At 68.5% G+C, this 25506-nt stretch carries 27 protein-coding genes; 16 read left to right on the forward strand and 11 right to left on the reverse strand.

Features of this window, described 5'->3' with window-relative positions; translation table 11 throughout:
* The first annotated feature begins 56 nt into the window (after positions 1-56).
* The gene (locus tag ACUYM2_RS17955; protein ID WP_481601294.1) at positions 57-755 is read left to right on the forward strand and encodes a GntR family transcriptional regulator; all 699 of its coding nucleotides are present in this window, start codon (positions 57-59) and stop codon (positions 753-755) included.
* A gap of 45 nt (positions 756-800) precedes the next feature.
* Here ACUYM2_RS17955 and ligM (ACUYM2_RS17960) read toward each other — a convergent pair whose 3' ends face one another.
* Complete coding sequence (gene ligM, locus ACUYM2_RS17960; protein ID WP_481601295.1) at positions 801-2213, reverse strand: vanillate/3-O-methylgallate O-demethylase; 1413 nt, start codon at positions 2211-2213, stop codon at positions 801-803.
* A 23-nt stretch (positions 2214-2236) separates the two neighbouring features.
* Positions 2237-3610 (reverse strand): aminomethyl transferase family protein, encoded by a 1374-nt coding sequence (locus ACUYM2_RS17965; RefSeq protein ID WP_481601296.1) that lies wholly within the window; start codon positions 3608-3610, stop codon positions 2237-2239.
* 239 nt (positions 3611-3849) lie between these two features.
* On the opposite strand from ACUYM2_RS17965, the gene ACUYM2_RS17970 reads away from it, so the two are divergent.
* The 10 genes from ACUYM2_RS17970 to ACUYM2_RS18015 all read left to right on the forward strand — a co-directional run bounded on the left by ACUYM2_RS17970 (position 3850) and on the right by ACUYM2_RS18015 (position 13443).
* A complete protein-coding gene (locus ACUYM2_RS17970) occupies positions 3850-4581 on the forward strand; it encodes a PIG-L deacetylase family protein (protein ID WP_481601297.1) in 732 nt (243 codons plus the stop codon).
* Positions 4578-5288 carry a 4-carboxy-4-hydroxy-2-oxoadipate aldolase/oxaloacetate decarboxylase gene (locus tag ACUYM2_RS17975; protein ID WP_481601298.1) on the forward strand — a complete coding sequence of 237 codons (711 nt, stop codon included), beginning with the start codon at positions 4578-4580 and terminating at the stop codon, positions 5286-5288. Before ACUYM2_RS17970 ends, ACUYM2_RS17975 begins: the two co-directional genes overlap by 4 nt.
* On the forward strand, positions 5275-6354 hold the full coding sequence (locus tag ACUYM2_RS17980) for a 4-oxalomesaconate tautomerase (RefSeq protein WP_481601299.1): 1080 nt from the start codon (positions 5275-5277) through the stop codon (positions 6352-6354). The genes ACUYM2_RS17975 and ACUYM2_RS17980 overlap by 14 nt, the downstream gene beginning before the upstream one ends.
* 28 nt (positions 6355-6382) lie before the next feature.
* On the forward strand, positions 6383-7378 hold the full coding sequence (locus ACUYM2_RS17985) for a VOC family protein (RefSeq protein ID WP_481601300.1): 996 nt from the start codon (positions 6383-6385) through the stop codon (positions 7376-7378).
* 61 nt (positions 7379-7439) lie between these two features.
* Positions 7440-8933, forward strand: coding sequence for an aldehyde dehydrogenase family protein (locus ACUYM2_RS17990; RefSeq protein WP_481601301.1), 1494 nt, complete (start codon positions 7440-7442; stop codon positions 8931-8933).
* A 314-nt stretch (positions 8934-9247) separates the two neighbouring features.
* Positions 9248-9373 (forward strand): hypothetical protein, encoded by a 126-nt coding sequence (locus ACUYM2_RS17995; RefSeq protein WP_481601302.1) that lies wholly within the window; start codon positions 9248-9250, stop codon positions 9371-9373.
* Between the two features lie 98 nt (positions 9374-9471).
* Complete coding sequence (locus ACUYM2_RS18000) at positions 9472-10368, forward strand: methylenetetrahydrofolate reductase (RefSeq protein WP_481601303.1); 897 nt, start codon at positions 9472-9474, stop codon at positions 10366-10368.
* Positions 10369-10378: 10 nt separating this feature from the next.
* A complete protein-coding gene (gene purU, locus ACUYM2_RS18005; RefSeq protein ID WP_481601304.1) occupies positions 10379-11251 on the forward strand; it encodes a formyltetrahydrofolate deformylase in 873 nt (290 codons plus the stop codon).
* Positions 11252-11340: 89 nt separating this feature from the next.
* Positions 11341-12753: a vanillate/3-O-methylgallate O-demethylase gene (gene ligM / locus ACUYM2_RS18010; RefSeq protein ID WP_481601305.1), complete on the forward strand. Its 1413-nt coding sequence runs from the start codon at positions 11341-11343 to the stop codon at positions 12751-12753.
* Between the two features lie 69 nt (positions 12754-12822).
* On the forward strand, positions 12823-13443 hold the full coding sequence (locus ACUYM2_RS18015) for a PadR family transcriptional regulator (RefSeq protein ID WP_481601306.1): 621 nt from the start codon (positions 12823-12825) through the stop codon (positions 13441-13443).
* Here ACUYM2_RS18015 and ACUYM2_RS18020 read toward each other — a convergent pair whose 3' ends face one another.
* From ACUYM2_RS18020 to ACUYM2_RS18055, 8 genes are all read right to left on the reverse strand, one after another.
* Entirely contained in the window at positions 13444-14703 is a 1260-nt protein-coding gene (locus ACUYM2_RS18020) for an ABC transporter substrate-binding protein (protein ID WP_481601307.1), read from the reverse strand. It abuts the gene before it with no gap.
* The gene (locus tag ACUYM2_RS18025) at positions 14700-15773 is read right to left on the reverse strand and encodes a branched-chain amino acid ABC transporter permease (protein ID WP_481601308.1); all 1074 of its coding nucleotides are present in this window, start codon (positions 15771-15773) and stop codon (positions 14700-14702) included. The genes ACUYM2_RS18020 and ACUYM2_RS18025 overlap by 4 nt, the downstream gene beginning before the upstream one ends.
* Positions 15773-16654 carry a branched-chain amino acid ABC transporter permease gene (locus ACUYM2_RS18030; protein WP_481601309.1) on the reverse strand — a complete coding sequence of 294 codons (882 nt, stop codon included), beginning with the start codon at positions 16652-16654 and terminating at the stop codon, positions 15773-15775. Before ACUYM2_RS18030 ends, ACUYM2_RS18025 begins: the two co-directional genes overlap by 1 nt.
* 6 nt (positions 16655-16660) lie before the next feature.
* Positions 16661-17371 (reverse strand): ABC transporter ATP-binding protein, encoded by a 711-nt coding sequence (locus ACUYM2_RS18035; protein ID WP_481601310.1) that lies wholly within the window; start codon positions 17369-17371, stop codon positions 16661-16663.
* A complete protein-coding gene (locus tag ACUYM2_RS18040; protein WP_481601311.1) occupies positions 17358-18164 on the reverse strand; it encodes an ABC transporter ATP-binding protein in 807 nt (268 codons plus the stop codon). Before ACUYM2_RS18040 ends, ACUYM2_RS18035 begins: the two co-directional genes overlap by 14 nt.
* A 191-nt stretch (positions 18165-18355) precedes the next feature.
* Positions 18356-18643 carry a MoaD/ThiS family protein gene (locus tag ACUYM2_RS18045; protein ID WP_481601312.1) on the reverse strand — a complete coding sequence of 96 codons (288 nt, stop codon included), beginning with the start codon at positions 18641-18643 and terminating at the stop codon, positions 18356-18358.
* 9 nt (positions 18644-18652) lie between these two features.
* Positions 18653-19795 (reverse strand): WD40/YVTN/BNR-like repeat-containing protein, encoded by a 1143-nt coding sequence (locus tag ACUYM2_RS18050; protein ID WP_481601313.1) that lies wholly within the window; start codon positions 19793-19795, stop codon positions 18653-18655.
* Between the two features lie 50 nt (positions 19796-19845).
* Positions 19846-20046: a hypothetical protein gene (locus ACUYM2_RS18055; protein ID WP_481601314.1), complete on the reverse strand. Its 201-nt coding sequence runs from the start codon at positions 20044-20046 to the stop codon at positions 19846-19848.
* A 110-nt stretch (positions 20047-20156) separates the two neighbouring features.
* Between ACUYM2_RS18055 and ACUYM2_RS18060 the strand changes: the two genes are divergently transcribed.
* From ACUYM2_RS18060 to ACUYM2_RS18080, 5 genes are all read left to right on the forward strand, one after another.
* Positions 20157-20672 carry a universal stress protein gene (locus tag ACUYM2_RS18060; RefSeq protein ID WP_481601315.1) on the forward strand — a complete coding sequence of 172 codons (516 nt, stop codon included), beginning with the start codon at positions 20157-20159 and terminating at the stop codon, positions 20670-20672.
* A 218-nt stretch (positions 20673-20890) separates the two neighbouring features.
* Positions 20891-21238 carry a metal-sensitive transcriptional regulator gene (locus ACUYM2_RS18065; RefSeq protein ID WP_481601316.1) on the forward strand — a complete coding sequence of 116 codons (348 nt, stop codon included), beginning with the start codon at positions 20891-20893 and terminating at the stop codon, positions 21236-21238.
* A 76-nt stretch (positions 21239-21314) separates the two neighbouring features.
* Positions 21315-21545, forward strand: a complete 231-nt coding sequence (locus tag ACUYM2_RS18070; protein ID WP_481601317.1) for a heavy-metal-associated domain-containing protein — start codon at positions 21315-21317, stop codon at positions 21543-21545.
* A 77-nt stretch (positions 21546-21622) separates the two neighbouring features.
* Positions 21623-23893, forward strand: a complete 2271-nt coding sequence (locus ACUYM2_RS18075; protein ID WP_481601318.1) for a heavy metal translocating P-type ATPase — start codon at positions 21623-21625, stop codon at positions 23891-23893.
* Positions 23894-24059: 166 nt separating this feature from the next.
* Positions 24060-24326, forward strand: coding sequence for a hypothetical protein (locus ACUYM2_RS18080; RefSeq protein WP_481599194.1), 267 nt, complete (start codon positions 24060-24062; stop codon positions 24324-24326).
* An 86-nt stretch (positions 24327-24412) separates the two neighbouring features.
* Here ACUYM2_RS18080 and ACUYM2_RS18085 read toward each other — a convergent pair whose 3' ends face one another.
* Entirely contained in the window at positions 24413-25384 is a 972-nt protein-coding gene (locus tag ACUYM2_RS18085; protein WP_481601526.1) for an EamA family transporter, read from the reverse strand.
* Positions 25385-25506 lie beyond the last annotated feature (122 nt).

Genomic DNA, 25506 nt, shown 5'->3' on the forward strand with positions numbered 1-25506 from the left:
TGGTGTCTCGCATCGGGGCCCTTTCCTTGTCCGGCCGTTCTGGGAGTTGAATGCACATGTCGTCAGTAACTGGCGGTCCACCGCTGGAGGCCGAAGCCGCCGCCGTTGACCCGAGTGTCACCGACGTCATTCGAAACGCGATCATCCGCGGTGACTACGCGCCCAACCAGCGGCTCATCGAGGCGGACCTTAGTGCTGCGTTCTCTGCGAGCCGGGCCACCGTACGGACCGCGTTGCTCGAGCTCGCGGGCGAAGGCCTGGTGGAACGGCTGCCGAACCGCGGGTCCCGGGTGCGGGCGATCTCCGTGGACGAGGCCATCGAGATCCTCGAGGTGCGGATCGGCGTCGAGGGCCTGTGTGCCGCCAAGACCGCCGCCCGCCTTTCCGACGACGATGCCGCGGCCCTGGAGGACCTGCGGACCCGGATGATCGAGTCGGTCGCCGAGGGCGACCTGGTCGAGTACTCGCGCCTGAACCTGTCCCTCGACGTCCGGCTCCGCGAACTGAGCCACCATGCCACCGCCTCCGAAGTGCTGGCCCGGCTGCACGCCCAGAGCGTCCGGCACCAGTTCAAGCTCTCGTCGCGGCCCCAGCGGGCGAAAGTCTCGGTGCTGGAGCATGCCGCGATCATCGACGCGGTCGTCGCCCGCGACCCCGACGCTGCCGAACTGGCCGTGCGCCGCCACCTGCTCAGCGTCATCGACGCCCTGCGCGAGGTCTCAGCGGCAGAACCCGGTCCGGCCGCCGCGGGCTGAGGTGCGCCCCTGCCCGGCCGGAGCCAGGCAGGGGCGCGAGGGTCCTCACCCGGCAGCGGTGCCTGCGGTACGCCAGCCGCCGTGGTACTCGGTGCGCGCGGTGACGGCGTAGGGCACCGGGCTCACGACGGCGCGCACGCTGAGCTGCTCGTGCGGCTCCACGGTGGTCTTGCGCGATCCGCCGTCGGGTTCGCCCCAGACCACACGCACTTCGGTGCCGATTTCCACGTTGGGATCCACTGTTGCCAGCGACAGCCCGCGGCGCTCGTTGGCGGTGACACCGGTAAAGAGCGAGAGCCCCACCGCCGCGCCGTCCGCGTCCACCACGGAATCGTAGTTCGATGAGCCGTAGTTCGCGTTCGGGACGTCGAAGAACTGGTAGCCGGGGGTGTCGCGGTCCAGGAAGGACGCCCAGATTTTCGCCAGGTCCTCGTCGTTCCAGGCGAGCGTGACCTTCTTGCGCTGCCGGGCCGGATCGATCTGCTCGAGGGCGTCGCGTCCGATGAAGTCGTGGTCGAACTTCACGAACGAGCCATAGCCGAGTTCCCAGGGTGTCAGGTAGTAGTCCTCGATGTCCGCCGATACGAAGGAGCCGGCGAGCGCGTTGATCGCTTCGTAGCTCGTGGCCGGCAGCCATTCACGGTAGGCCCGCTCGGCCTCGCTGCTGTAGATGGCCGGCAGCGGGGACGGAATCCAGCCCGATTCGAGGGTGTTCGACGAGTACGCCCGGGAGCCGCAGGGTTCGATGCCGAATTCGGCGCCGGCTTCGAGCACGGCGTCCCGGATCTTGCCGTGCTGCTCGTAGGGTCCCCAGATCTCGAGTCCCGGGGCGCCGGCCATCCCGTGGCGCAGGGTGCGCACCTGCTCGCCGGCAATGTCCAGGTGCCCCATGTGGAAGAACTTCACCTGTTCGAGGGTCCCGCCGTTGAGTTTCTCGATGATCTGCCAGGCGTTCGGGCCCTGGATCTGGAAGCGGTAGTAGTCCCGCTGGACGGCCTCGCCGTAGGGGCGCGACGGCGACCGGTCGTCGTAGCGGCACTCGACGTCGTACCCGCCGGTCTCGGCGTGGAACTGGAGCCAGTTCGCGGCGGGGGCGCGTCCGACATAGACGAAGTCGTGTTCGGCCTGGTGGAAGAGGATGCCGTCGCCGATCACGCCGCCGTTGGACGCCGTCGGTACGAACTGCTTGGCGGTGTTCACCGGGAAGTTCGCGAAGCTGTTGATGCCCGTGTCGGAGAGGAGCCGGAGGGCATCGGGGCCCTTCATAAAGAAGTTCACCATGTGGTGGGACTGGTCGTAGAGCACTGCGGTCTCGCGCCAGGCGCGTTGTTCCCGCCGCCAGTTGGTGAATTCCGCGGGGACCACCGGGTAGATGTAGGTGCCAAGTTGTGAATTGCGCAGGTGTTCGACAGTGTTGCCTGCCGCATCAAGCACATCCTGCAGGGACTTCTGGGTCATCGGGTTTTCTCCTTCGTAGTCGATCAGGTGCCTGGGCCGCGCAGCGGGGCGGCGCGGTAGCTTTCACGGGCGTATTGGACGAACGGGGCCGGGGCGACGGTGGCGCGCACGGCGATCTGCCGGTGCGGCTCGACCTGGAGCTTGGCCGAGTTGGGTTGCTCGCCCCAGAGCACGGTGACCTCGGCGCCGGGCTCGGCGCGGCCGGGGTCCAGGGTGGCGAGCGAGACGAACGACTGCTCGTTGGCGATATAGCCGCAGTCGAACGACTGGCCGATCGTCACTCCTTCCTGCACCACCCGGTCCACCTGGTACAGGGCGTACCGCGCCTTCGGCAGGTCGATGTATTTCGCCGGGGTGCCCGGGCGCAGCAGTGAGCCGATCGCCGCCTGGACATCGTCGGGGTCCCAGACGAGGGTCACCTTGCGCCGGTGAGCGCCGGCCGGCAGGGCCTCCAGCGCCTCGCGTCCGACGAAGTCGTGGTCGAACGCGACCGAGCGTCCGTAGTCCAGGTCATACGGGGTCAGGTAGTAGTCCTCAATGTCCGGCGCGTCGAAGCTTCCGCCCAGTGAACCCGCGGCCGTGGCCGGGAGCCATTCGCGGTAGGCCCGCAGCCGCTCGTCCGAGAAGATCGCCGGCACCGGCGAGGGCACCCATCCCGATTCAAGGTTCGCCGTCGAATAGCCCTTCGCGCCCACCGGGGTCAGGCCGAACTCGGCTCCGGCTTCAAGCAGCGCGTCCCGGACGCGCGCACCGTCGGCCCACGGTCCGAAAAGCTCGTAGCCGGGCTGGCCGGCCATGCCGTGGCGGATCGCGCGGACCTGTTGCCCGGCGATCGGGAAGCGGCCCATGTGGAAGAAGCCGATCTGCGGCACCGGGCCGCCGATCAGCTTCTCGATGATCGCGACGGCGGTGGGGCCTTGAAGCTCGTAGCGGAACAGCCGCGGGTCGCCGGGGCGCACGATCGAATTGCCGTCGCGGACGACGTCGACGTCGTGGTCCCCCGTCTCCGCGTGGAACTGCACCCAGTCGATCACCATCGGATGCCCGACCAGGTTGAAGGAGGCGTCCTCAAGGTGGGCGAGGATGGCGTCGCCGATGAGCTGCCCGCGGTGGTTCACCGCGATGAACTGCTTGGCGCGGTCCACCGGGAACTTGGCGAATGAGTTCACCGCCAGCCCGCTGAGCAGGCGCTCCGCGCCGGGTCCGCCCAGGAAAAGATCGGTCATGTGGTGGGACTGGTCCAGCAGTGCGCAGCTGGTGCGCCAGGAATGCTGCTCGGACCGCCAGTTGCTGAACTCCGGCGTCACCGGGAACACATGGGGGCGGGCCGGCGAGTTCCGCAGCAGCCCAACCGGTGAGCCGACCCGGTCCAGCGCTTCCTGCAAGGACTCCGTCACCGCAAGGCCTCCGTCACTGTGAACTCCTTTGTTCGGACCACGGGACGGATCCCAGCGGGCAAGACATCGTCGCAGGAGCCATCAGCCCGCGATTGCTAACAAAATTGTATCCGATGCCTTGACCGTAGTGCCAGAGCGTGGTTCTCTGGCATTGTCCGCGGCTGCCGGGGGCGAGATCGGGAACGCACGTCGTGAACGCACGTCGAGGATGCGCAAGCAATTTCGGGAAGGACCTCATCATGGGCAATGGAGGCACTGTGCTGGTGGTCAGCGCGCACGCGGGCGATTTCGTCTGGCGGGCCGGCGGGGCGATCGCTGCCGCCACCGCCCGCGGCGAGCGCGCCGTCGTCGTCTGCCTCTCCTACGGCGAGCGCGGCGAATCCGCCAGCCAATGGCTGGCCGGGAAGACGCTGGAGGAGATCAAGGGGCTGCGGCGCGGGGAGGCGGAAGCCGCCGCGGCTGCGCTCGGGGCGGAAATCGAATTCCTCGACGCCGGCGATTACCCGCTCCTGCCGAGCCGGGAACTGCTCGATGAACTCGTGCGGATCTACCGCCGGGTGCAGCCAGCGGTCGTGCTGACCCATCCGCTGCTGGATCCCTACAACGGCGACCATCCGACGGCCGCGAAGCTGGCGATCGAGGCCAGGATCCTGGCCCAGGCCATCGGGTACGACGCCCCGGGCGAGGTGCTTGGCGCGCCGCCGGTGTTCTTCTTCGAACCGCACCAGCCCGAGCAGTGCGACTTCAAGCCCGACGTCCTGCTCGATATCACCTCCGCCTTTCCCGCCAAGGAGCGGGCGATGAAGTGCTTGCCCGCCCAGCAGCACATGTGGGACTACTACAGCTCACTCGCCGTGCGCCGGGGCGTGCAGGTCAAACGCAACGCCGGCCCGAACCTGGGCCTGCCCGTCGATACCCGGGGCGAAGCCTACATGCGCTACTACCCGCAGGTAACCGAGGTGCTCGAGTGAAGACCGTTGTGGTCACCGGCGTCGAGCGGGCGGACGCCCCGTCGATCGATGCCCTCGCCGCGCACGGCGTGGCGACGGTGCACGAGGCAATGGGCCGCAGCGGGCTGGTGGGCGCCTCGCTCCGGCCGATCCAGGACGGGGTCCGGATTGCCGGCTCGGCCGTCACCGTGCTCTGCTGGCCCGGGGACAACCTCATGATCCACGCAGCCGTCGAACAGTGCCAGGAGGGCGACGTGCTGGTGGTGACCACCACCTCACCGTGCCTGGACGGCTCATTCGGCGAACTGTTCGCCACGGCGCTGCGGTACCGCGGGGTGCGCGGGCTCGTGACCACCGGCGGCGTCCGCGACGTGGCCGAGCTGCGGGAGATGGGTTTTCCGGTCTGGTCCGCCGCAGTCAATGCGCAGGGGACGGTCAAGGCCACGGCAGGCTCGGTGAACGTGCCGATCACTGTTGGCGGTGCCCGCATCTGCCCGGGGGACGTGATCGTGGCCGACGACGATGGCGTGCTGTGTGTGCCCCGCGGCGACGTGCGGTCCGCCCTCGACGCCGCCGACGCACGGGTCGCAAAAGAAGCCGAATCGCGCGCGGCCTACCTCGCCGGAGAGCTCAGCCTGGACCGGAACCGGCTCCGCGGCCTGCTGGAGCAACTGGGCGTCCGATACCTGAGCGCGGCAGAGTACGAGGCGGACGATGGCCGCAGTTGAAGGGATCCCGTGCACCCTGATGCGCGGCGGCACCTCCAAGGGCGCATATTTCCTCGCCTCCGACCTGCCCGCCGACCCCGGTGAACGCGACGGGCTGCTGCTGCGGATCATGGGCACCCCGGACGCCCGGCAGATCGACGGGCTGGGCGGCGCGCACCCGCTCACCAGCAAGGTCGCCGTGATCGCGCCGTCCCCGGACGGCGGCGCTGACGTGGACTACCTCTTCCTGCAGCTGGGAGTCGACACGGCGTTTGTCACCAGCCGCCAGAATTGCGGCAACATCCTGGCCGGGGTCGGCCCGTTCGCGCTTGAGCGCGGCCTGGTGCCGGCCGGCGGCGAGCAGACCGAAGTGCGCATCCGGATGGTCAACACCAACAGCATCGCCACCGCGCGCTTCGCCACCCCCGGCGGCGTGGTGGACTACGACGGCGGCCTCGCGATCGACGGCGTTCCCGGGACGGCGGGCGCTATCCGGCTCAATTTCGAGGGCACCGCGGGCTCGTCGACCGGGGCGCTGTTCCCCTCGGGCCGGGTCCTGGACCGCGTCGGGGACGTGGAACTGACCTGCGTCGACAACGGGATGCCGAGCGTGCTGCTGCGTGCCGCCGACCTTGGCGTCACCGGAGACGAACGGCCGGAAGAGCTGGAAGCGGATGCCGGCCTGGCCGCCCGCCTGGCCGAACTCCGCCTGGCCGCGGCCGGGCTGATGGGTCTGGGGGACGTCACCGGCGCCACGGTGCCGAAGCTGGTCCTGCTGGCCCCGCCCCGGGCGGGCGGGGCCATCGCCACCCGCAGTTTCCTGCCCGTGCGCGTCCACACCTCGATCGGCGTCCTCGGGGCGCTCACAGTCGCCGCCGGAGTGCTGGCGGACGGGTCGGTGGGCCACGGCCTGGCCGCGCTGCCGCCGCCGGACGCCCCCTTCCGGGTCGAGCATCCCACCGGCCACTTCGACGTCGAGGTCGGGATCGAGGCTTCCGCCGGCGGATTCACCGTCACCCGCTCGGCCGCCCTGCGCACAGCGCGGAAAATCTTCGAGGGCCGCGTCTACCCCCGCCCCCGCCTGTGACACCCACCCCCGTAGAGAGGACAGTTCCATGACCGAGTTCACCTCGTTCGACGTCGCCCACCTGGGAAACGTGGAGCTACTGACCCCCAGCTTCGAGGAGAGCCTGTGGTTCTTCCGCGATCTGCTGGCCATGCGCGTCGTCGCGGAAACCGGCGGAACTGATGGATCCGGAACCAAGAGGTCGGTTTACCTGCGGACGTGGGACGAGTACCAGGTCTACACGTTGAAACTCACCGAGTCGGCCGACGCCGGCGTCGGGCGGACGTCGTTCCGGACCAGCAGCCAGGCGGCGCTGGAGCGCCGGGTGGCGGCGATCGAGGCGACCGGACTGGGCGTCGGCTGGGTGGACGGCGAGGTGGGCACGGGCCCCGCATACGCCTTCCGCGACCCGGACGGGCACGACATGGCCGTCTACTACGAGACCGAGCGGTATGTGGCCACCGACGACAAGCCCGCGCTGAAGAACCAGGCCTCGGCTTTCCCCGGCCGCGGCGTCAACGCCAGGCGGTTGGACCACATCAACTACCTGGCCAAAGACGTGGTGGCCAACGGCGAGTTCGTGGCGAAGGCGCTGGGGGGGCGGGAGAGCGAACGCATCAAGCTCGACGACGGCGGCTACGCCGCCTGGTGGTTCCACTTCAACAACAAGTCTTACGACATCGTGTACTCCGACGACTGGCTCAAGCACGGCAACCGGTTGCACCACGTCGCCTTCGCCCCCGACACCCGCGAGGACATCCTCAAGGCCGCCGACATTTTCCTGGAGAACGGCATCCACATCGAATCCGGCCCGCACAAGCACGCCATCAACCAGACCTTTTTCCTCTACGTCTGGGAGCCCGGCGGCAACCGCATCGAGTTCGCCAACGCCGGCGCCCGCCTGCTGTTGGATCCTGACTCCCCGGTGGTGGAATGGACCCAGGAGGAACGCAAGAAGGGCCAGGCCTGGGGCATGAAAACGATCGAGACGTTCCACACCCACGGCACGCCGAACGTGGCCGGCGACGCACGAACGACCCATTGAACCACCCAATGAAGTACCAAACCAACGGAACCGGCAGTACTGCACAGAGAGGTGCAAAATGATGACCAACGCAACGAACACGTCGACGCCGGTGACAACCGGACTGTATATCGGGGGGTCCGAGCGCCAGGCCGCCTCGACCCTGGAGATCGCGGACCCGGGAAAGCCCGGCGTGACGGTCGGGCACGCGGCCGCAGCGGGTCCCGGCGACGTCGACGACGCGATTGCCGCGGCGAAGGCGGCCTACCCCGGGTGGTCCGCGCTGAGCGCGCAAGAGCGCGCAGCGCAGATGCGGACCGCCCTTGAAGGCATCGCCGACTTCCGTGACGAGGATGCCGCCATCCTGTCCCAGGAGAACGGGAAGATCCGGATGGAGGCATGGGTCGACTCGCTGGTGTTCGAGATCCGCTGGAACCTCGCCCTGGCACTTGCCGACGAGGTGGAGGCCACCAAGGTGCTTCCGCCGGCCCCCGGAATCCCGGTCACCACCACGGTCGCGTTCCAGCCGCTGGGCGTGGTGACGGTGATCGTGCCGTTCAACTGGCCGATCGCCATCCTTGCGGCCTCGCTGCCGCACGCGCTGCTCGCCGGCAACACCGCCATCGTGAAGCCGCCGCCCACGGCCCCGCTGGCGACTACCCGGGTGGTCCAGAGGATCGCGGAGAAACTGCCGCCGGGCGTGCTGAACGTCGTGACGGGCAAGGATGCCGACATGGCCGCCCTCATCACCAGCCCCGACGTCGCGAAGGTTTGCTTCACCGGCAGCGTCGGCGGCGGCCAGCGCATCATGGAGATGGCCGCGAAATCGCTGACCCGGGTGACGCTGGAACTCGGCGGAAACGACGCCGCCGTCATCCTGGCGGATGCCATCCTCGATGACACCCATCTGGACCGGCTCTACGCCGGGATCTTCGATACCACCGGGCAGATCTGCATGAACGCGAAGCGGATCTACGTCCACCGTTCGCGCCTCGACGAGGTTGTCGCGGGGCTGGCGGGCCGGCTCGAGCAGGCCGTGATCGGCTACGGGCTCCAGGAGGGGACCACCATGGGGCCCCTGCATTCGCCGGCACAGAAGGCCTTCGTCACCGAGCTCATCGAGGAGGCGAAGGCGGCCGGGGCGGACGTCAGGGAGTACGGGGCCCTGCCGACGGACCCGGCCCTGCAGGACGGGAACTTCCTGCGACCGGCCCTGGTGATCAACCCGGACCCCAAGCTGCGCGTCGTCACCCAGGAGCAGTTCGGCCCGGTCATCCCGCTCATCCCGTTCGACACCGAGGATGAAGGGATCGAGGCCGCGAACGCCACCTGGGCAGGGCTCTGCGGTTCGGTCTGGACCGCGGACCCGGCGACGGCGGACCGCGTGGGCGGCAAACTGGTCTGCGGCTATGTCTGGGTCAATGACCACGGCGCCACCCGGCTGGACTTGCGCGCTCCGTTCGGCGGCATGAAGCAGTCCGGCATGGGCCGGGAGCAGGGGATCGAAGGGGTCCGGGCATTCCAGGACACCCGCGCGATCGCCCACCTGGAGCCGGTTGACCCGTCAGCGGGCTGACCGGCGCCACGGGCAAAGCCAGGTCCGGCGATCCCCCTGATCGCCTTCGCGGTGGTCTCGCCGCTGGCCCATGGACTCGGCACGCGGTTCGGTATCTCCACCGTCGTGCTCGTCTCGCTCCTCGCGCTGGGAGCCGGCACCGTGTGGCGGTCGGCACCCGGCACCCGGCACGCCAGTGAACCTCTGGGCCGGCACGGCGCTGATCGGCGCGTCCCTCGCCATCGCCAACGTGTTGCTGCCGACGGTGATCAAGCGCGACTTCAGCGACCGCCTCCCGGTGGTGACCGCCCTCTTCACCGCCTTCCTCAGCGGAGGTGGTCGCCGGGATCGACGTGATGCTGCTGCTGGTGGGGCTCGCGCTCGGGGCGCAGCTTGTGGTCGGCCTGTTCGTCGGACGCGAACGCCACGTACTTGCCGGTTCCGGCCGGGCCGGCCGGTAGGGGCGCCGGCTTCTTTGCAAATACCTATGGACAGTCCCTATCGACATAGCTAAAGTCGGAGGTGGGCGCACCGTCGCACCCACCGAAAGGACTCCCCGATGGCGACTCGAATCACGCCCGCGATCAACCGGGCAGCATCGCTGGAACTCATCCAGGATTTTTCACTAGAGATGACCGGCAAGGACATCCCCGCCCTGAACGAGGCGAAGAACCAGATCCCTCCCGGCACGCGGATCAACGTCACTTTCCTTGGCAACGAGGACCTCGAGATGCGGGTGGCCGCCGCGAAGGCGGTCCGCGACCTCGGTTTCGTGCCGGTCCCGCACATCTCCGCCCGCCGCTTGAAGACCCAGGGCCAGCTGGAGGAGTTCCTCGGCCGGCTGCAGGAGGTCGGCGCCTCGGAACACGTCTTCGCCGTCGGCGGTGACCCGGCCGCACCGGAGGGCCCATACGAGGACTCGCTCGCAGTCATCCGCAGCGGCATCCTGCAGCAGTTCGGCGTGCGCGAGGTAGGCATCGGCGGATATCCGGAAGGCCACCCGGATATCCCGAAGGACCGTCTCTGGGGCGCCCTGGAGGACAAGGCCGCTGCCTTGGCCGAGCAGGAGCTCGGCGCCGTCATCCTGACCCAGTTCGCGTTCGACACCGACCCGGTCGCCGACTGGATCGATGCCGTGCGGGCCAAGGGCATCAATGCCCCGATCCGCGTCGGCACCCCTGGGCCGGCGGGGATCAAACGGCTGCTTGGCTTCGCGCGCCGCTTCGGCGTCGGCGCCAACGCGATGATCGTGAAGAAGTACGGCTTCTCGCTCACGAATCTGATGGGGGACGCGGGACCGGACCGGTTCGTCAACGATCTTGCGGCCGTCCTCGCAGCACATTCGCCCGGCGCGCAGCCTCAGACCGGCGGCCGGGTGGGCTTGCACTTCTACACCTTCGGCGGCCTGCTGGCGACGGCGGAGTGGGCCCGGCACTTTACCGCCGAGCAGGGTTGAGGAGGCAGCGGTGGCCCTTCATACGCAATCGCTGAGGGATCAGTCGTGCCTGATCGTCCACGGCCCCGACCAGCCCGGGATTGTGGCCGCGGTCGCGGCCCTGATCACCCGCAGCAACGGAAACATCGTCTCCCTGGACCAGTACTCGTCAGACCCGACGTCGGGTGACTTTTTCCAGCGGGTGGTGTTCAACCGGCCGGACCTCGCGGCCGCCATGCCGGCGATCGAGGCGGACCTGGAAAATACCCTGGGGCCGCTGGGGCTCTCCTGGACGCTCACCGACCGGTCCGTTCCCAAGCGGATGGCCATCCTGGTGTCGACGTCGGACCACTGCCTGCTCGAACTGCTGTGGCGGCACCGGCGCGGTGAGCTGCCGGTGACTATCCCGATGGTGATTTCGAACCACACGAACACGGCTGAGGACGTCCGTTCCTTCGGGGTGCCCTTCTTCCACGTGCCCTCCCTGGGCGAAGACAAGTCACAGGCTGAAGCCGAGGTCCTAAAGCTGCTGGACGGGAACGTGGATTTTGTGGTGCTGGCGCGCTACATGCAGATCCTGTCCCCGGACTTCCTGGACCGGGTGGGGGTACCGCTGATCAACATCCACCATTCCTTCCTGCCCGCGTTCATCGGCGCGGCCCCCTACCGCAAGGCCAAGGAGCGGGGCGTCAAACTGATCGGCGCGACGTCGCACTACGTGACCAAGGACCTCGATGAGGGACCGATCATCGAGCAGGACGTCGCCCGGGTGACGCACGCCCATTCGGCCGTTGATCTTCAGGCCCGCGGCGCGTACGTCGAACGGGCCGTGCTCTCGCGTGCCGTCCAATGGCACGCCGAGGACCGCGTCATCCGGCACGGCAACCAGACCATCGTTTTCTGACCCATCAATCCCAGCGCCGCGGGCTTTCTCCCCGCGGCCCCGACCGAACAGTCCGACAGCACCAACCGAAACAGAACAAGAGGTTCACCGTGGCACCTAAGAATCTGCAGGAAGTCCTCGACGCGTCCCGCGGCGCAGTCGACCTCCTCCGCAACTCCCAGATCGGCTCCTACATCTACCCTGTGGTTCCGGCCGACTTCCAGAACTGGATCAAGGAACAGACCGCCTGGCGCCAGACCGCCGTGCTCTACGACCAGTCCCACCACATGGACAACCTGTTCATGAAGGGCTCGGACGCGATCAAGCTCATCACGTCCACGGCGATCAACTCGACCGCCGCGTTCCCGGTTAATAAGGCGAAGCAGTATGTGCCGACCACCGAGTCCGGGCACGTCATCGGCGACGGCATCCTCTTCCGCGAGGCGGAGGACGAGTACGTCTACGTCGGACGCGCCCCGGCCGCGAACTGGCTGCTCTATCACGGCGAGACCGGCGGCTACGGGAATCTGGACATCACGGTCGACCGCCGTTCGCCGTCACGGCCCTACGGCAACCAGGTGACCCGCCAGTACTACCGCTTCCAGATTCAGGGCCCGAACGCCTGGCAGGTGATCGAAAAGCTCAACGGGGGTCCGCTCGAGCAGCTCAAGTTCTTCAACATGTCGACCATGACGATCGACGGGACGACCGTCCGCACCCTCCGCCACGGCATGGCCGGTGCACCCGGGCTTGAGATCTGGGGCCCCTACGCCGACCACGGCCGCATCCGCGACGCGATCGTCGAAGCCGGTGCCGAGTTCGGGCTCGTTCCGGTCGGTTCGCGCGCCTACCCGTCCAACACGCTCGAATCAGGCTGGATCCCCTCGCCGTTGCCGGCCATCTACACCGGCGAGGCCGAACGCGGCTACCGCGAATGGCTTCCCGCGGACGGCTACGAGGCGACCGGCACCCTCGCCGGGTCGTTCGTGTCCGAGAACATCGAGGACTACTACCTGACCCCCTGGGAGCTCGGCTACGGTTCGTTCGTGAAGTTCGACCACGACTTCATCGGCCGCGACGCCCTGCAGCGGCTTGACCCGGCCGCACAGCGCAAGAAAGTGACCCTGGCCTGGGACGCCGAGGATGTCACGTCGATCTACGCGTCGCTGTTCAACGTTGAGGGACCGAGCTACAAGTTCTTCGACCTGCCGCTGGCCAACTACGGCTCGGCGAACTACGACTCGGTCGTCGACGCCGACGGAACGGTCGTCGGGTACTCGATGTTCACCGGTTACAGCGCCAACGAGCGGCGTGCCCTCTCACTCGCGACGATCGATCCGAACGTCCCGGAGGGCACCGAACTGAAGGTCGTGTGGGGGGAGCCGAACGGCGGCACCGCCAAGGCCACCGTCGAGCCGCACGTGCAGACCGAGGTGCGCGCCGTCGTCAGCCCGGTGCCCTACTCCACCGTTGCCCGCGCTACCTACCAGGGCGGCTGGCGCACGAACTACCAGTCGGCCTAGGCTGGGGATCTCGGTACAGGGGGGCGGCGGCGCCCCCCTGTACCTACCCAGCCACTGAAGGAGTGCCGCATGAGCCTGCGATACGCGCTGCTGGCGCTGCTGCGGGTAGGCCCGCTCTCGGGCTACGAACTGCAGAAGCAGTTCGCCATGTCGGTCGGCCACGTCTGGCACGCGCCCGACTCCCAGATCTACCCCGAGCTGCGCAAGATGGAGGCCGAAGGCCTCATCGAAGGCGAAGAGCAGCCCAGGGGCCAGCGCGCCACCCGTCGCGTCTACCACGTGACGGACGCCGGAAACCGTGCGTTCCTCGACTGGATGCAGACCCCGCTGGAGTACGCACGCGTCCGCGACCCCGCCCACCTGCGGGCCGCCTACCTGGAGGCGGCATCACCCGCGGCGGCGCGCGAGTTCTTCCGCCGGCATATCGCCCAGTGGGAAGGCGAACTCGCCCAGTGGGAGGGTGAACTCGTCCGGATCGCGGAGACAGCCAACCCGATGCTGGTGCGGCGCCTCGCCGTCACCGAACCCGAGGACCGCGAACGGACCGTAGCGTTCAAACGCTTCACGTACGAGGGCCTGGTGGAGCGCGCCCGGATCGAAATCGGCTGGGCCCGGCGAGGCCTCCAGCTCATCGATGAGCTGGAGGCCTCGGGCGGGGTGTGGTCCGGTCCCGGCGCGGTGCGCGCCTAGCTAGCCGCCGAAATTCTCGGCCGTAGCGTAGCCCTTGCCGTTGTACTTCTGCACGATGACCGACGACACGGCCGGCTGGCCGTCGACCGTCGTGTCGACCGCGGTGCCCGACAGCATCAGCGGCGCCTTCAGGTCCTTGATGTTCCGCAGGGCCGTCATGAAGCTGTCACGCGTCGGCTCGGTCATGGACTTGAACGCCTGCTCGAGGGTGGCGCCGACCATGTAGCTCCACATGCAGTGCGGGAACGCCGGCATGTCCGGGTAATTGCCGTACTGCTTGAGTTCCCCGAGGAATTTCACGACGTCGGGATCCTTCGCGAACGCCGGGCTCTGCGGCGCCTTGGCGAACGACACCGAGTAGACGCCCGGGTAGGCGGCTCCGCCGCCCGGCTCGAGGATCGCCGTCGGGCTTGAGGTGTTGGACGGGAGGAACCAGCTGGGCTTCCAGCCGATCTGCTGCGCCTTCTGCAGCGCGGCGATCGTCAGCGGCGTGATCGACATGGCGTTGAAGAAAACATCGGCTTTCGACGCCGCCAGCTGGGTGAGCTGCGCGTCCACCGAGGTGTCGGTGGCCTCATAGGTCTGTTCTCCCACCACCGAGATGTTGGAGGCGCCCTTGATGGCGTCCTTGAAGCCTTGCACGTAGCCCTTGCCGTAGTCGTCGTTCTGCGACAGGATGGCGACCTTGTGCTGGTCCTTGGAGGCCGCGAGCAGCTTGCCGAACGCCGCTCCCTCGTTCTGGTAGACCGGCACGAACCCCAGCTGCCAGGGGCTTTGCTTCCGGTCACTGAACAAGGGATCGCCGGTCATCACCAGCACCTGCGGGACCTTCTGGCTGATCGCGGCCTCCCGGAAGGCGCGGTTGGTCGGCGTGCCGAGGCCGGCGGTGGCGGCGAAGACGTTGTCCGACACCATCTGCTGGAAGTTCGCCAGCGACTTCTGCGGATCGTACGCATCGTCGTAGGACTTGATGCTGACAGTGCGCGTCTTGCCATCGCCGAACTTCACGCCGCCCGCCGCGTTCACCGCGCCGAAGTAGGCCGAGACGCCGGCGACGGTGCACTTGCCGGGGCCCGCCGTCGCGCCGCTGAGCGGGGTGGTGATACCGAGCGTGATGGACGTGTCCGTAATACCGGGGGACGCCCCCGAGCCGCCGCCTTGGCCGGCGCCGTCGCGGGTACACCCTGAGAGGGAGAGCGCGACGACCGATGCCATCGCGACGATGCCAAGGACCCCGCCTGGCTTTGTTCTAATCTTCATGGTCGGTCTTGCCTCTCTGTGTTTTCGACTCCCTCCGGCGCGGCGTCCGGAACCGGATGATGCGCAGGAGCGGGCTGCGGGGGATTCCCGGATTGGGGGCGGCCGGTCCGACGCCGGCTGAGCCGGCGGACCACCCGCGGAAGGCTGACCAGTCCTCCGGGCAACAGGAACAGCACCGCGAGGAGGATCACACCCTGGCTGACAGTTGTGAAGTTCGGATCGATCGCGTTCGTCAGCTGCGGCACGAAGACGTAGTAGGCGCCGCCAAGGAGTGCGCCGGCGATGCTGCCGGCGCCGCCGATGACCATCGCCGCTACGAGGCTGATGGAGTGGCCGAAGCTGAGGGTCTCCGGCGAGGTGTACTGCACGGCCGCCAGGTAAAGGAAACCGCTCGCGCCGCCGAAGATCGAGGCGATGGTGAACGCGAGCACCTTGGTGCGGTAGGGCGAGACGCCCATCGATGCAGCGACGGCCTCGTTCTCGCGCACCACTGCGAAGGCCCTCCCGTACTTGCCCCGCACGAGGCTCCGGGCCAGCAGGAACGCCACAGCAGTCACCAACAACACGATGTAGAACTGCCACTGGTCGTTGTACAGGCCCGACCAGTCGGGGGCATCCGAGAAGCGGGCCGAGATGCCCTGAGAACCGCCCGTGAATTCCGAGAGGCGCTTGGCCAGGGGGACGCCGACAATCGGCAGGGCAATGGTCACCATGGCAATCGCCAGGCCGCCGAGCCGGGCAGCGGCCAGCGCCACCAGCAGCCCGACAATCCCCGCGACCGCGCAGGCCGCGAGGAACACCACCAGGATGTTCCAGCCCTGGTTGACGCCGTAGGCGGTGACGTAGGCGCCGAGACCGACGAAGAAGATCTGCCCGAGGTTGACCTGTCCGGTGTAGCCCATAACGATGTTCAGCCCCAGCACCGCGACGGCGTAGACGCCGATGCGCACCAGCGTCTGGTTGGCAAACGCCGGGAGGACAAGCGGGGCAAGGATCAGCGCCACCGCGGCCACGGCAGTGAGGGCAATCCGTGCCGGCCTGTTGCGGAAAGCGGACGCTACCGTAGCCATCAGACCCTCACCACGACCTTTCTGCCAAACAGGCCTTGGGGACGGAGGACGAGGATGACGAAGATCAGGACGAACGGCACGGCGATCTTCAGGTCATGGCCGATCAGCGGCACATAGACGGCCACCAGGTTCTCCAGCACACCGATCGCCGAGGCGGCCACGACACAGCCGATCGGGCTGCTCAGGCCGCCGAGGATTACGGCGGCGAGCGCGTACACCAGCGCTGTGTCGAGCATGCCCGGCGTCAGCGTCAGCTGCGGGGCGACCAGGACGCCTGCGATCGCCCCGAGGGTCGCGGCCAGCCCCCAGCCGACCATCAGCAGCCGCCCCACCGGGAGGCCGGAAAACGCAGCCGACGCCGGGTTGTCGGCCACCGCGCGGAGCGCGAGCCCGAGCTTGGTGCGGAGGAACAACAGCTGCAGCACCACCATGATCACCACGATGGTCACCGTGGTGGCCAGCGACCGGACACTCACCACCGCCCCGAGGATTTCCACGCTGGTGAGCGGGAACAGCGACGGGAACCCGAGGTTGTTGTAGCCCCAGAGCACGGCGGTGATGCCCGTGACAAGGGTGAGCAGACCGATCGTCACCACCACGGCTGTGTCGGGATCGCCGCGTTCGAATCGGCGGACCAGGAAACGCTCCACCAGCGCGCCGATGAAGAACGAGAGCACCACCGCGATGAGGATCGCGAGGATCAGCGGCAGGCCGGTCTTGACGAAGGCGTAGGCGATGTAGCTGGACAGCACGGCCATGCCGCCCTGGGCGAAGTTGATCAGGCCGGTCGCCTGGTTCACGAGCACGATCGCGAGGGCCAGCGCCGCATAGATGGAGCCGGTCGAGAGGCCGTCGACCACGAGCTGGATAAAGGTTCCCATGTCCGTTCAACCCCCCAGGTAGGCACGGCGGATCTCGTCCATGCCCTTGAGTTCGGCGGAGGACCCGGTCAGCACGTTGCGGCCCGTTTCGAGCACGGTCGCCGTGTCGACCAGGGAGAAGGCGAGGTTGGCGTTCTGCTCGACGACGAGCATGGCGATCCCCGACTCGCGCCGGAGCCGGCGGATCGCGTCGTATACGGTCTTGGCCGTGCTGGGCGCCAAGCCCAGCGACGCTTCGTCGAGCAGCAGCAGCCGCGGCTTGGCCATAAAGGCCCGGCCCACGGCGAGCATCTGCTGCTCACCGCCGGACAGTGCGGCCGCGCGCGAGCCAACCCGGTCCTTCAGCTGCGGGAACAGGTCCAGGCAGTAGTCGATGTCCGCGGCGATGGCCTGCCGGCCCTTGCGGAGGTACGCGCCGACCATCAGGTTCTCCCGGACGCTCAGCTGGCCGAGGGTTCCGCGGCCCTCCGGGACGTGCGCGATCCCCAGGGCGGCGACCTGGTCGGGGCGCAGGCCCCGGATGTCGCGTCCGTCGAAGATGATCCGGCCGCCGGTGCGCACCGTGCCGCTGATCGCGCGCAGGGTGGTGGTCTTGCCGGCCCCGTTCGCTCCGAGGATGCCGACGGAGCCGCCCTCGGGCACGCTGAGCGAGACCCCGTCGATCACCTGCACGGGACCGTAGGACGCGGTCACGTCGGTGAGTTCAAGCAGCGTCATCCGCGGCGTCCTTCCCGATGTAGGCCTCGATGACGCGCGGATCGGACTGGGCCTCCGCCGCGGTCCCTGCCATCAGCTTGCGGCCGTGGTCGAGCACCACGACCTGGTCGGTGAGGGCCGAGATGAGACCCATATGGTGCTCGACGATGATTATGGTGATGTCCTGCTCGGCACGGACCCGTTTCACCGTCGCGATGAGTTGTTCCACCTCGCCGTGCGACAGCCCTGCCGCGGGCTCATCGAGCAGCAGCAGGGCGGGTTTGGAGAGCAGGGCACGCCACAGCTCAACCCCCTTGTGGAGCCCGTGCGAGAGTTCATCGGCGGGCAGATCCGCGGCCCAGCCTAGACCGGCGCCGTCGAGCAGTTCGCGCGCCTCCGCGCGGATGCCGCGCTCGGCGCGGGCGGTGTACGGCAGCCGGAGCGCCCAGGAAACCGGGCCGCCGGGGAGCCGGATATGCCCGCCGAGGAGCACATTCTCCAGCACGGTGGCGTTCAGCTGCAGGGCGGGATGCTGGAACGTGCGGGCCAGGCCCAGCCGGGCCAGGCGGGACGGAGCACTCCCCGACACCTCGGTGCCGCTGATGGTGATCGATCCGGAGCTCGGTTTGTAGTGGCCGCTGATGCAGTTGAAAAGCGAGGTCTTGCCGGCCCCGTTGGGACCGACCAGGCCGAAGATAACACCGGGCTCGACGTCGAAGCTCACTTCCTGCAGCACCTTGACCCCGCCGAAATGCAGGTTCACGTCCTTGAGGCTCAGGCTCGCGGCCACCGGAATACCTTCCTGTCGCACCATTGCTAGGAATCGGCGCGATCAGTCACGACCGCCCGAGACCGACGGTACGGATCGCAGACACAATTGTCAACGATTTGAGGGAGCCCAGCCGGCGGGGGTATGCCGGCGGTAATCCGGGCGGACGTCGACGGTCCCTGGCGCACACGGCCGGCGGTGCCGGCCGTGGGGTTGACCGGGTGCCGGCCGTAGGGTCAGCCGCCGGCGACGGACTGGATGATCAGGACCTCCTGGCCCGGTGACACTTCCGTGCCCAGGCCCTGCAGCCGCCGGACCTCATTCCCGTTGACGTAGATATTCACGTAGCGGCGGACGGCACCGGTCTCGTCCCGCAGCCGCCTGGACAGGGCCGGGAACGCCCCGGTTACGGAATCCAGGAGCCCTTCGACCGTCACGGGCCCGTCCGCGGGGGCCGTCAGGACGGACTGCCCGCCCGCCAGCGGCGCCAGGACGCTCGGAAGCACCACGCTGATCTCCGGCACGGTGCAGCCTCAGGCGGAAACCGCCGCGGCGGCGGCGCCCTGCGCCCCGTGAGCCTGGGCGCCGGTCACCTGCACGGCCCGGACGCAGAGTACGTCGGGCAGGTGGGAGGCCACCTCGGTGAAGTGTTCGCCCTCGTCGGCGCTGGCGTAGACACTGCCGCCGCGGGTGCCGAAATAGACTCCGGCGGGTTCGGCCGTGTCGACGCAGGCCGCGTCGCGGAGCACGGCATTGTATTCCGACTCCGGCAGCCCGGCGTCGAGCCGCTTCCAGCTCGCGCCGGCGTCGTCGGTCCGGTGCACGGCCAGCTTTCCGCCCGGCGGGATCCGTTCTCCGTCGGCCTTGAGCGGGATGACCCAGGCCGTGCCGGCGCGGCGGGGATGCGTCAGCATGACGAAGCCGAAATCGGCCGGCAGCCCTTCGGCGATCGATTCCCAGCTCTCGGCGTCGTTGTCACTGCGGTAGACGCCGTGGTGGTTCTGCGCGTACAGCCGCCCGTCCACGGCCGCATCCGCAGCGATTTTGTGGACACACTGGCCGAATTCGGGGTTGGGGTCGGGCATGAAGTAGGCGGAGATCCCCTTGTTCCGCGGCTCCCAGGAGGTCCCGCCGTCGAGCGAGCGGTAGACGCCGCCGGTGCTCATCGCGACGTGCACCTTTTCGCCGTCCGGGTGGACGACGATCGAATGTGCCGCGGCCCCGCCGTACCCGGCACCCCATTCGCTGCGGTGCGGATGGTCCCACAGGCCGCGGTTGAGCTCAAAGTGCTGTCCGCCGTCGGTGGATTTCCAGACCGAAATCGGCTCACAGCCGGCCCAGACGACGCCTGGCCGGGACTCGGCGTCGGGATAGATCTGCCAGACGCGCTCCAGCGCGGCGTCGGTGTCCTCGGGGAAGCGGATGGCACCGTTTTCAGGCTCGTCCCAGGTTTCGCCGAGATCGTCGGAGTGGAAAACGGTGGGTCCCCAGTGTTCCGAGCGGACCCCGACCAGGATCCGGGTCCTGCCCTCGCGGGTGTCAATGCCGATGCTGGGGACCTCGCTCATCAGGAAATGCGGGCCGGAGAGGGACCACTCCCGCCGGTCCGGGCTGGTTGCCAGCCACAGGCCTTTTTTGGTTCCAATCGCCAGGACATAACTCTCTGCGGTAGCCATGCCCTACATGCAACCACCGCGGCCCGGCGGCCGCAATGGTTTTTCGCCAGTCAATCGACGAATTCGGACTGGGTTTCGACGAAGTCCCAGTCGGCGGCGCTCAGCACGCCGGACGCCTTGTCCGGGTGCGGGCCGCCGGCCTCGGCGATGCCCTGCAGCACCGGCAGGGGCAACTCCTCGGTCCGCAGGTTCGCGCGCAGCCATTCCTTGCTGGCGAGATCCAAATCCAGCCACCACATGAAGATTTCCACCGCTGCCCGCCTTTCCGTGTCCTTCCACGGTAGGCCCGGGGCCGGAGGCGGGCAAGGGACCGGGGAGGAAGGCCCTAGCGGGGGGCGCCGGGCCGGGGCAAAAATCGAGTATGCCTGCCGAGCGCACGAGCCCCGCACCCCTGCTGGTCGGTGTCCTGCCGGGCCAGCCGCCCGAGGTGCTGGAAACGGCAGCGGCCCTGGCGAAAAGGCTCGCCGCACCGCTGCTCTGCGCCTACGTGGACGAGGCCAGCTTCCTCGTGGAATGGGATCCGGCCCGCTCCGCCCACCGGCTCTCACTCCATCCCGAAGCGGACCGCGCGGAGATCCTGGCGACGACCGAGGGGCTGCGGTCCGGCATCGGGGCCGTCTGCGAGGGCCCCGGGGTGCAGTGGAACCTGCGGACGCTGGCCGGGGACCCGGCGCGGGCGCTGGGGCGGCTGGCCGCGGAAGCCGGCGCAACCATGATCATTTTGGGGACTCCCGAACCTGGACTGGGACACCGGCTCACCGCCGCCCTCAACGGGTCAGTAGCCGCCTGGCTGAGCCAGCATCAGGACCGTCCGGTCCTGATCGTGCCGGCCCGGACTGCCGGCACCGGCCGGGCACACCGCGGGCCGGAAAAATAAAGCGAAAGTAGTTATTCGAGGTGCTGGCGCATCGTCTCCACGGCCCCGTAAGGTTGTACCTGTAGGCGGCAGACCCCCTACCCCATAGCTGCTCCGGAGTGCGTATCCCCCAATAACGCACTCCGGAGCTCTTTAATTTCCGGACCGTCGGCCTTGGTGCTCCCGATACCCCCGGAGGGTACTTGCCATATACCCCCATGGGGTATATGTTTGGGGGCATGAACGAGTCCGAAGCCTCCCTTGCCGGCCTGCCGGACGGCGCACCGCCCCAGCAGCACGGCTATTCCGCCAACAAGGACGCCTACCTCAAGCGGCTTAAAAGGATCGAAGGCCAGGTCCGCGGGATCGCCCGGATGGTCGATGAGGACAAGTACTGCATCGACATCCTGACCCAGGTCGCCGCCGTCACCAAAGCCCTGCATGCCGTCAGCCTCGGGCTGGTGGAAGAACACATCGGGCACTGCGTCGTCGGGGCGGCCGCGGAGCCGGATCCGGAACTCCGGGCCGAAGCCATCGACTTCAAAGTGAAGGAGGCTACCGATGCCATCGGGCGCCTGCTGCGGTAACGGCAACACCACCCACACCACCCGTCAGACAACCGGGCTGATGGACCACCACCAGTCCCCCACCAAGGAGCAAGCCATGAGCACCGTTTCCACCACCGTCGAGGTATCCGGCATGACCTGCGGGCACTGCGTGTCCTCCGTCTCCGAAGAACTTGAGTCGCTGGCCGGCGTTGAAAGCGTCGACGTCGACCTCAACGCCGGCGGGATCTCCACCGTCACGATCACCTCGGACAAGGAACTCTCTCCCGCCGACATCGGCGAGGCAGTCGCCGAAGCGGGCTACCTGGTGGTCGCGAACGAGGCCTGAACCCGACCGCGGGATTTCGGCAGCAACGGGCCAGGACCCGGGCAGGACTTCACCGAGCAGGACGAGAGGAACATACCGTGAGTAACGCGCAGCTGCTGGACCAGCCCGGGAACCGGGTGGTTGAGCTCGACATCGAGGGCATGACGTGCGCCTCCTGCGTCGGCCGGGTCGAACGCAAGCTCGGCAAGCTCGACGGCGTGCAGGCTTCGGTCAACCTCCCGCTGGAGTCCGCCCGGGTCATGGTCCCGGCCAACATCACGGACGAGCAAATCGCCGCCACCGTGAACGCCGCCGGCTACAAGGCCACCGTCAGGACTCCGCAGGCACCGGCCGCCGCAGCCGAGGACCCGGCAGTTGGCCCGGCCGCAAAGCTGCGGCCGAGGCTGGTCGCCGCGGCCGCCCTCACTGTTCCGGTCTTTGTGCTCTCCATGGTCCCGGCAGTCCAGTTCCCGAACTGGGGCTGGGTTGCCGGTGCGCTGGCGTTGCCGGTGGTCAGCTGGGCGGCGTGGCCGTTCCACCGGGCCGCGGCGGTGAATGCCCGGCACCTGTCCTCCACCATGGACACGCTGGTGTCGATCGGCGTGACGGCCGCCTACGTCTTCTCCGCCTGGCAGCTCCTGGCCGACCCGCGCCTCACCGAACATCCGGGCATGGAGGGGATGGGGTCCGCCGGCCTGTACTTCGAAGTCGCCGCCGTCGTCACCACCTTCCTGCTGCTTGGCCGCTACCTGGAGGCCAACGCCAAACGCAAAGCCGGCGACGCGCTCAAGGCCCTGCTGGATCTGGGCGCCAAGGACGCCACCGTGCTGCGGGACGGGGCGGAGTTCCGGGTCCCCGCGGACCGGCTCCAGGTCGGGGACGTCGTCGTCGTCCGCCCCGGTGAGAAGATCGCCACCGACGGCGTGGTCACGGAGGGGACCTCCGCGGTCGACGCCTCCCTCGTGACCGGGGAATCAGTGCCGGTCGAAGTGGGTCCGGACAGCCCGGTCACCGGCGCAACCATCAATACCTCCGGGCGGATCCTGGTCCGTGCCACGCGGGTGGGCGCCGACACCACCCTGGCCCAGATGGGCCGGCTGGTCTCCCAGGCGCAATCGGGGAAGGCCCCGATTGCCCGGCTCGCAGACCGCATCAGCGCGGTCTTCGTCCCGGTGGTCCTTGCCATCGCCGCGCTCACCTTCGGCGCGTGGCTGCTCGCGGCCGGCCCTGACATCAGCGACGCCGAGCTCCGAGCCGCGTTCACCGCGGCCGTCGCGGTGCTGGTCATCGCCTGCCCGTGCGCCCTGGGCCTCGCCACCCCGGTGGGGCTGCTGACCGGCACCGGCCGCGGAGCCCAGCTGGGCATCCTGATCAAGGGCCCGCAGGTACTTGAGGACACCCGCACTGTGGACACCATCCTGCTGGACAAGACCGGCACCGTCACCACCGGGCACCTTGCCGTCGCCGGCACCCGAGCGTTCGCCCCGTTCGGTGACGGCGAGGTCCTGCGGCTCGCCGGAGCGGCAGAGGCCGCTTCCGAGCACCCCATCGCCCGGGCCATCGCCGCCGCGGCGCTGACCGCGGAGCGGGACGCCGACGACGCCGCGCGGCTGCCCGACGTCGTCGGCTTCCACTCTGCCCCCGGCGGCGGCGTCCGAGGCAGTGTGGAAGGACGCGTCGTGACGGTGGGCCGCTCCGGCTGGCTGCAGGAGAACGGCGTCAGCGTCTCCGGCCCGCAGCAGGCCGCCCTTGCCGGGGCCGAGCACGCCGGAGCCACCGCCATCTGGGTTGCGGTGGACGGGGAACCGGCCGGCATCGTGAGCTTGCGCGACACGTTGAAGCCCGGCTCCGCGGCAGCCATCGCGCGGCTTCGCGAGCTGGGGCTGCGGCCCATCCTGCTGACCGGCGACAACGCGGCGGTGGCAGGCCAGGTGGCTGCCGCCGTCGGCATCCCGCCGGTGGACGTCTTCGCCGGGGTCCTGCCGGAGGGCAAGGTGGAGGCCGTGCGGACGCTGCAGACCGGTGGCGCGACGGTGGCCATGGCGGGCGACGGCGTGAACGACGCCGCGGCCCTGGCCCAGGCGGACCTGGGCATTGCGATGGGCTCCGGCACCGACGTCGCCATCGAGGCCGCGGACCTGACCGTGATGGGCAACGAGCTGGGGCAGGTCGCCCAGGCGATCGAGCTGTCCCGCCGGACCCTGGCCACGATCAAGACCAACCTCTTCTGGGCGTTCTTCTACAACGCGGTCGGCATTCCGGTGGCCGCTCTGGGACTGCTGAATCCGATGATCGCCGGCGCGGCGATGGCGGCCAGCTCCGTGCTGGTGGTGGCCAACTCCCTGCGGCTGCGCAGCTTCGGCAAGTAGCCCGCCGGCCCACCTAACTCGCAGTAGCCAGATGGATGGGGAGGGCTGCCCATCGACAGGTTTTCGCGGGGCAGGGTAGGTTCGAGGCATTGGATCTTCCGGAACAGCCGGGGGCCGCTGGGGATGCCGAAAGTGTTCGGGTCCGATGAACTAAGGAGTTTTTTCAATGGCTATGTGGGGCGCGGATGTTACTCAGCTCAAGGCACTGGGGTCGAAGCTGCTGGCGGGTTCGCAGGAGATCGATAACCAGAGGTCGCTCCTGACGAAGGCGCTGGCGTCGACCGAATGGATGGGGCCGGACGCGACGAAGTTCCGCAACGAGTGGAACGGCGAGCACGCGGCCAACCTCACCCGGGCGGCCCAGGCCCTGCAGCAGGCCAGCCAGCAGGCCAGCCGCAACGCGTCCGACCAGGAAAGCGCCTCCTCCAACTAAGCCGGAGCATGATCATGGAAGGCCCGGACGCAGCCGCGTCCGGGCCTTTCTTTTAAATCCTTGGGCCGCCGGTCGGCACCATCCGCTTAGGGGACAGGCTCGACGTCGTTGGCGTGGTCGAGTTCGGCGGGCAGCGGCGCCGCGCGGCGCAGTTCGTCCAGCCGGACCAGCACCACACCGCCGACGATCAGCAGGCCGCCCAGCAGCTGCACCGGGCCGGGCAGCTCGCCCAGGAGCAGCCAGGCCCAGATGACGGCGAACAGCACCTCGGTCAGCGAAACAAAGGACGCCACCTTGGAACCCAGCGCCCGCGCGGCCACGACGCCGGAGACGTAGGCGAGCACGGTCGCGAGGATCACCAGCCCGCCCAGCGCCACCCACCACGGCGTGACCCAGGGGCCCAGCCTGGTGTCCGCCGTGCTCGCGGCCATCGGCAGCAGACCGGTGGCGGCGGCCAGCCACATGATGAGCGCGCCCACCATTAGTCCGCCGGAGGCAAGCACGATCGGCGGCAGCGTGTCATTCTCCTTGGCGGTAATGAAAAAGTAGATGGCCAGGCAGACGGCCGCCGCGATGCCCCACAGCACGCCGATCACGTCGATCTTTACCGCTCCGGTGAGGTCCAGCACCAGGACCAGGCCCACCAGGGAGAGCAGGGTCCCGGCGATAGTGAGGGTCCGCGGCCTTTTCCGGCTGGCCGTCCAGAGCCACAGCACAATGATGACGGGTGCGAGATACTCGAGCAGCAGCGCGACCCCGACCGAAAGCCTGGCAACGGCATTGAAGTAGAACAGCTGGCAGGCGGCCACACCGATCAGCCCGAACAGCCCGATGGTGAGCCAGTTGTCCCGGAGCTGATGCCAGCGCCCACGCAGGGCGAGCAGTGCCGGGACCGCCAGCACCAGCGCGGCTCCGGTGAGCCGGGCAGTGACCGCGGCGCCCGGCGTCCAACCAGTTTCCAACAGCGCCTTGGCGAAGGAGCCGGAGAGGCCGAACACGGCCGAGGAAAACAAGGCCACGCCCAGCCCGGAGGCCAGGAAACCCGAAGCGTCCGGTATCCCGGCTCCGCGTGCCCGGGTTCGATTCTGGGCCGGGGCCCCGGCGGGGTGGCGTGCGGCAGACACGGGCTGCCTCCTGTCAGGAGTAAAGTTGGGTTATGGTCATGACAGTACGCCCGGCC

The organism is Arthrobacter sp. SD1074B (assembly GCF_056780195.1).